At 61.5% G+C, this 6,750-nt stretch carries 6 protein-coding genes and 2 pseudogenes; 5 read left to right on the forward strand and 3 right to left on the reverse strand.

Annotated features, from left to right (window positions below; all coding sequences use genetic code 11):
• From APH42_RS28145 to APH42_RS28160, 4 genes and pseudogenes are all read left to right on the forward strand, one after another.
• Positions 1-302, forward strand: a pseudogene (locus APH42_RS28145) (chemotaxis protein); the annotation flags it as partial.
• Between the two features lie 221 nt (positions 303-523).
• Positions 524-1,645 (forward strand): glycosyltransferase family 1 protein, encoded by a 1,122-nt coding sequence (locus tag APH42_RS28150; RefSeq protein ID WP_012273994.1) that lies wholly within the window; start codon positions 524-526, stop codon positions 1,643-1,645.
• Positions 1,638-2,402, forward strand: a complete 765-nt coding sequence (locus APH42_RS28155) for a DUF2334 domain-containing protein (protein ID WP_060494705.1) — start codon at positions 1,638-1,640, stop codon at positions 2,400-2,402. Before APH42_RS28150 ends, APH42_RS28155 begins: the two co-directional genes overlap by 8 nt.
• Positions 2,399-3,391 (forward strand): lysylphosphatidylglycerol synthase transmembrane domain-containing protein, encoded by a 993-nt coding sequence (locus APH42_RS28160; RefSeq protein WP_060494706.1) that lies wholly within the window; start codon positions 2,399-2,401, stop codon positions 3,389-3,391. Before APH42_RS28155 ends, APH42_RS28160 begins: the two co-directional genes overlap by 4 nt.
• A gap of 205 nt (positions 3,392-3,596) precedes the next feature.
• On the opposite strand, the gene purU is transcribed toward APH42_RS28160, so the two are convergent.
• Positions 3,597-4,448: a formyltetrahydrofolate deformylase gene (purU, locus tag APH42_RS28165; RefSeq protein WP_012273997.1), complete on the reverse strand. Its 852-nt coding sequence runs from the start codon at positions 4,446-4,448 to the stop codon at positions 3,597-3,599.
• A 271-nt stretch (positions 4,449-4,719) separates the two neighbouring features.
• Between purU and mvaT the strand changes: the two genes are divergently transcribed.
• Entirely contained in the window at positions 4,720-5,097 is a 378-nt protein-coding gene (gene mvaT, locus APH42_RS28170) for a histone-like nucleoid-structuring protein MvaT (RefSeq protein WP_012273998.1), read from the forward strand.
• 72 nt (positions 5,098-5,169) lie between these two features.
• Here mvaT and sbcB read toward each other — a convergent pair whose 3' ends face one another.
• Positions 5,170-6,603 (reverse strand): exodeoxyribonuclease I, encoded by a 1,434-nt coding sequence (gene sbcB / locus APH42_RS28175; RefSeq protein WP_060494707.1) that lies wholly within the window; start codon positions 6,601-6,603, stop codon positions 5,170-5,172.
• Between the two features lie 57 nt (positions 6,604-6,660).
• Positions 6,661-6,750, reverse strand: a pseudogene (locus tag APH42_RS29715) (PilZ domain-containing protein); the annotation flags it as partial.

The following is a 6,750-nucleotide window of genomic DNA, read 5'->3' on the forward strand; positions in this document are numbered from 1 at the left end:
TCGACACCATGGACCAGAGCCAGCGCCACAGCCAGGACAGCATGCAGATCGCCAACCAGGCCGGTGAGCGACTGGACAGCGTGACCGTGCGCATTGGCGAGATCGATGGCATGAACCAATCGGTGGCCACTGCCACCGAAGAACAGACCGCCGTGGTCGAGGCGATCAACATGGACATCAACGAGATCAACATGCTCAACCAGGAAGGCGTGGAAAACCTGCAGGCGACCCTGCGCGCGTGCTCCGACCTTGAGCAGCAGGCTGGCCGCCTGAAGCACCTGGTGGGCAGCTTCCGCATCTAAATACAGACCGCACCGCCCGCCCCCACAAGGACAGCACAACCCCGAAGGGTTGCGCCCTACCTGTGGGGGCGGGCGAGCCCGCGAAACAACCTACACCACTCGACGAGCCTGCCCCACCCAACCCCGATCGAACAAACTATCCTTCACACAGGTCAACCTTTAGGCGCGTCATCGCCGGCAAGCCACCGCCGGATGACAGACCCGAAGACGATCCCGGAGGGATGCTGATCGTGCATATCGCCGACATCACCATGTTCTACGCCCCGGCCAGCGGTGGCGTACGTACCTATCTTGATGCCAAACATCACCGTCTCGACGCCATCCACGGCGTACGCCACAGCCTGTTGATCCCCGGCGCCAGCGCCCACCAAGCCGATGGCATCTACCAGGTTCCCGCTCCACCCTTGCCGTTTGGCAAGGGCTATCGTTTTCCTGTACGCCTGGCCCCATGGTGCAATACGCTGCGCACGCTCAAACCCGACCTGATAGAAGTCGGCGACCCCTACCTCACCGCATGGGCCGCGCTGGAGGCCCGGCGCCAACTCGACGTGCCGGTAATCGGTTTCTACCATTCCGACTTGCCGTTGCTGGTGAGCAACCGCATGGGCAACTGGTTCACGCCCAATGTCGAAGCCTATGTCAGCAAGCTGTACGGCAATTTCGACCGGGTACTGGCGCCCAGCCAGGTCATGGCCGACAAATTGCGCCGCCTGGGCGTGCGCGATGTACACGTGCAGCCGCTGGGCGTTGACCTTGCCACGTTCCATCCCGCCCAGCGCGACCCGCACCTGCGCGCCGAACTGGGCATAGCCGACACCAGCCGCCTGTTGATCTACGCCGGCCGCGGCTCGCGGGAAAAGAACCTGCCGGTGCTGCTCGACTGCATGCAGCAACTCGGCCACCCCTACCACCTGCTGCTGGTGGGCTCGAACATGCCGGCCAGCGTGCCTCACAACGTCAGCGTCATCGACCACTTCTGCCCCGCTGCAGAGGTGGCCCGGCTGATGGCCAGTGCCGACCTGCTGGTGCATGCTGGCGACCAGGAAACCTTCGGCCTGGTCATCCTCGAAGCCATGGCCAGCGCCACACCCGTGGTGGCCGTACGCGCAGGTGCGTTCACTGAAATCATCAACGAGCAGTGTGGCCGCCTGTGCACGCCCAACGAGGGTCGGGCGATGGCGATGGCAGTGCGCGAGGCGTTCGAGGCGGGGGTCCGCAAGCTCGGCATGCAGGCCCGTCGTCATGTAGAGCAACATTATTCATGGGATAAGGTGGTGGCGGGCCTGCTACAGCACTACCAAGCCGTGCTCGGCCATCAGCCGCAGGTGCGTGCCCATGCTTGAGCCCTCCTCCAGGCAACGCAGCCTCCTGCTGGTATTGCATGATGTGGCCCCAGAAACCTGGCCGGACTATGCGCCGTTCGTACACGCCGTGGATGCGCTGGGCAACGTGCCCATGACATGGCTGGTGGTCCCTGACTTCCATCGGCGTAATCCGCTGCACCAGGCACCCTCGTTCTGCCGCGTGCTGGACGAACGCCTGGCCAACGGCGACGAGCTGGCGCTGCACGGTTACGCCCATGCCGACGAAGGGCCGGCACCGCGCAGCCCCATCGACTACTTCATGCGGCGCATCTACACGCATGAAGGTGAGTTCTATAGCCTCGATGAGCACGCCGCGCTTACCCGGCTGCAGGATGGCCTGGCGCTGTTCGAGGACCAAGGCTGGCCCGTAGCAGGCTTTGTCGCACCCGCCTGGCTCATGAGCCAGGGCACTCGGCAAGCCTTGCGCCGCCTGCCGCTGAAGTACACCAGCACACCGCAACACCTTTACCGTTTGCCGGACTTCACAGCCATCGATGCGCCAGGCCTGGTCTGGAGTGCCCGGAGCGCATGGCGTCGTACTTTGTCCCGCGCAGTGTGCAACTGGCAATGTCAACGCTGGCAGGACGCGAGCACATTGCGCCTCGGACTGCACCCTGTGGACATGCGCCACCGCTCATCCCGTGACTATTGGCTGCGAACACTCGAAAGCCTGTTGAAGGACGGCCGCGAGCCGCTGACCAAATCTGCCTGGCTGGAGCGCCAGGTGCCAGCATGAACCGCTGGGCCTGGCTGGCGTTGGCATTGCTGGGTGCAGCGCTGGTGCCCGTGCTGCTGGGTGGTAGCGAGCTGCTGCCAAGGCTAAGCCGGTTCGACCCACAACTGATGCTGATATTGCTTGGCATGATTTTGTCGTGCTGGCTCATCAACGCATTGCGCCTGCGCTTGTTGCTCGGCGAGCAGGCAAAGCAGTTGAGCCCTGCACGCAGCCTGGGCGTGGTGATGGCCACCGAGTTCGCCATCTGCACCACCCCCGGCGGCAGTGGCGGCCCGTTGACCCTGATGGCCCTGCTGGCGCGCAATCGCATCGGCCCGGCGCGCAGCGCTGCGGTATTCGCCATGGACCAGCTGAACGACCTGGTGTTCTTCTTCTGCGCGATGCTGACGATCGCCGGCTACGCACTGTTCCACAGCCTGGGCCGCAGCCAGGAAAGCATGCTGCTTGGCAGTGCATTACTGCTGTGCACAACGCTGGCCGGTGTGGTCGCGCTGTTGCGCTACCGACGCACGGTAATGCGCATGAACAGCAGGCTATTGCAGCGCCTGGGCATGGGGCCGCCGCGCAAACGCCGCTGGGCGCGCAAACTGCTGCACTTCATCGCTGCCCTGGCACAGACCTGGCGCCTGCCCAAGCGCACCTTGAGCCTGGTGTTCACCCTCACCTGCGTCCACTGGGGGCTGCGCTACAGCGTGCTGTTCCTGGTGTTGCGGGGGCTGGGGGTAGAGCTGGCGTGGATCCCCAGCTTCCTGGTGCAGATGCTGTCGCTCAGTGCCGGCCAGTTCAGCCTGCTGCCTGGCGGGGCCGGGGCCGCCGAGCTGACTTCGGCCACCTTGCTTACACCCTTGGTGGGCAGCTCGACCGCAGCGGCGGCGATCCTGATATGGCGAGGGGTTACTTACTACTTTTATCTGCTGGCAGGCGGGCCTGTGTTCGTGTGCCTGCTGGCGCGTCCTTTGCTGGAGCGCTGGCGGCGGCAGGCGGGTTGAGCTGTTGCCAGAGTTCGGCGGCGCCTGGGAAGTCGGTGCCGTCGGTTTCGTCCAGGGCTTCGGGGTCGTAACGGGCCAGGCACCCTTCGCCAAGGGTGGGTGGGGGTGAAGCGGTTGGGGCATTGCGCTGCTTGGCCATTAGCGATCCTTTCAAGATTTTTGGGGCCGCTTTGCGGCCCAAAAATCCCACAGGCAACCTGCTGTTTCAGTCAAACACGACAGTCTTGTTGCCATGCACCAGCACGCGGTCTTCCAGGTGATAGCGCAGGCCACGGGCCAGCACCATCTTCTCCACATCACGGCCAAAGCGGACCATGTCCTCGATGCTGTCGGCATGGCTGACACGCACCACGTCCTGCTCGATGATCGGGCCGGCGTCCAGCTCTTCGGTAACGTAGTGGCAGGTCGCACCGATCAGCTTCACGCCACGCAGGGCGGCCTGGTGGTACGGCTTGGCGCCGACGAACGAAGGCAGGAAGCTGTGGTGGATGTTGATGACCTTCTCTGCATAGTCCCGGCACAGTTGCGGCGGCAGGATTTGCATATAGCGGGCCAGTACCACCACGTCGGCGGCGTGCTCCTGCACCAGACGCGACACCTCGGCGAAGGCCGGGGCCTTGTCCTTGGGATCGACCGGCACATGGAAGAACGGAATACCGTGCCACTCGACCATGCTGCGCAAATCATTATGGTTGGAGATCACGCAAGGGATCTCGCAGTCCAGCTCATCGGTGTGCCAGCGGTGCAGCAAGTCTGCCAGGCAGTGAGACTCACGGCTGGCCATCAGTACCACGCGTTTTTTCTGCGCCGAGTCGGTAATGCGCCAGGCCATGGAGAACTCTTCGGCGATTGGCGCAAACGCCTCACGGAAAGCTTCGATACCGAACGGCAGAGATTCAGCGCGGATTTCATGGCGCATGAAGAACCAACCGCTCTGCTCATCGGAGTGGTGGCTGGCTTCGTTGATCCAGCCATTGTACAAGGCCAGGAAATTACTGACTTTCGCCACGATGCCTACACGGTCGGGGCAGGCGATCACCAGACGATAGGTGCGCATGAATGAGACTCCAGAACTTCGCAAAGGCGCCCATTCTAGCGGCACGCCAGCAAAAGCGCAGTATTGATCGCAGCCACGATGGCATATGCAGGCCCAAATCGATGCACGGGCAGCGTCTGGCAGACATGGGCTTTATGTAAAATTTTGTTCACGTTGAGAAATGTTGTCACAGCTTAATTAACAGTTAATGGTCCAATCTTATGTTTACTTGCGAGTATCGCCTGTCTATTATTGCCCCACACATTTCTGAACACGCATTAAGGAACACTCCATGTCCCTGATCAACGAGTACCGCGCTACCGAAGAAGCCATCAAGGAACTTCAGGCCCGCCTGGCCAACCTGTCGCAGGATGACAAGCTGAAGAAAGAACTGGAGTTCGAAGGCAAACTGCGCACACTGATGGGCGAGTACTCCAAGTCGCTGCGCGACGTGATTGCCCTGCTCGACCCAGAGTCGAAACTGAGCAAAGCACCGCGTGGCGCGGTCAAGACTACCGCCACCAAGCGTGCACGTAAGGTCAAGCAATACAAAAACCCGCACAACGGTGAAGTGATCGAAACCAAAGGCGGCAACCACAAAACCCTGAAAGAGTGGAAAGCCACTTGGGGCGGCGATGTGGTTGAAAGCTGGGCAACCCTGCTGGACTGATAGTCCGCATACACCGTTTGCTTCACACAACAAAAACGCCGGCACATTGCCGGCGTTTTTGTTTACCTACCATCAGCCAATTGCAAATTGTGCCTGCAATTGACGGGCATGCACTTGCCAGGCCTCGAGCACTCGCCGGCCCGCCTCGTCGGCCCCCTGCCAGGCTTGCTGGCGCGCCTGTTCAAAGTCGCCCAGGGTATTGGGTGCGCCCCACTGCGGGTCGCTCAGGCGTTGCTGGCAGAAGCCGTACCACCGATGCCGCTCTTCGCTGGTCAAGGTTTCAGGGAAGTTACGAGCCCGATAACGGAACAACAGCTCCGGCAAACGCGGGTCATCGAACATCCAGTGGCCACGGCTCAACTGCGCCGGTTCCAGCGCACGAACTTGCTCGCATAAACGCCGGTCGCGGTCACCGATAAATCCCTCATACAACTGCTGTTCCGGGTCTTCACTCGGGGCGAACTCATCCTTGCCATAGATGTGTTCCAGCTTGTCTTGCCATTGCGCCTGTTGATTGGCCAACTGTTCACCGCGCGATTGTAACAACGTCAAGTCCAGACCCAACCGTTGTTGATCGGCCGGGCGCAATACCGACAGCGGCGCCAGTACCGGGCAGCGATTGATCTGCACCAATTTGAGCGGTACCGGTAATTCACCTTCGGCCAATTCATCATGACGGGTGTACAAGCGCTGACGCAGAACTTCAGCACTTTCCCGTAGTAACGGTAGGGTTTCATGGTGCAGGTCGCAGACAATCAGCGCATTGCGATTACGCGGGTGCCAGGCCAGTGGCAATACGACACCCAGGTAATTACGCGCCGCAGAAAAACGCCCGGATATATGCACCAGGGGCTGCAACAAACGAATTTGCTCCATCACTTTATGCTTGCTGCGCAACTGGAACAGCCAGTCATACAACTTGGGCTGTTTCTGCCGAATCAGGCGGGCCAGGGCAATGGTTGCCCGCACGTCGGAAAGCGCTTCGTGGGCATGCCCGTGGTCAATGCCATTGGCCTTGCTCAGCAGTTCCAGGCGCAGGCTGGTGCGCCCGTCCTGCTGCGGCCATTGGATGCCATCCGGGCGCAGGGCATAGGCGGTGCGCACGATGTCGATCAGGTCCCAGCGGCTGTTACCGCCCTGCCACTCACGGGCATAGGGGTCGAAAAAATTGCGGTACAAACTGTAGCGGGTCACTTCATCGTCGAAGCGCAGCGTGTTGTAGCCCGCGCCACAGGTACCCGGCTGCGCCAGTTGTGCGTGCACCTGGGTCATGAACTCGGCTTCGCACAGGCCCTGCTCAGCCAGCAACTGCGGGGTGATGCCGGTTACCAGGCAGGCCGCCGGGTGCGGCAGGATATCGTCCGAGGGCCGGCAATAAAGGCTGATCGGCTCGTCGATTTCGTTGAGGTCGAAGTCAGTGCGCACACCAGCCACCTGCAGCGGCCGATCGCAGCGCGGGTTGATGCCAGTGGTTTCGTAGTCGTGCCAGAAAATGCTGGAGCTCACGGGGTCGTCCTGTATCGAGGTCGACCCGATTCTAGCGCGATTCTAGAAAGCCAAGGTTCAGACGCGAGCGTTGGCGGGGCGGAAACTGAAATACTCGCGCAGCGAGCGCACGAAATCATCGTACTCGCGTGGAGACTGCAGCAGCAT

Source organism: Pseudomonas sp. NBRC 111140 (assembly GCF_001320885.1).
In the GTDB taxonomy this organism is placed as follows: Bacteria; Pseudomonadota; Gammaproteobacteria; order Pseudomonadales; family Pseudomonadaceae; genus Aquipseudomonas; species Aquipseudomonas putida_P.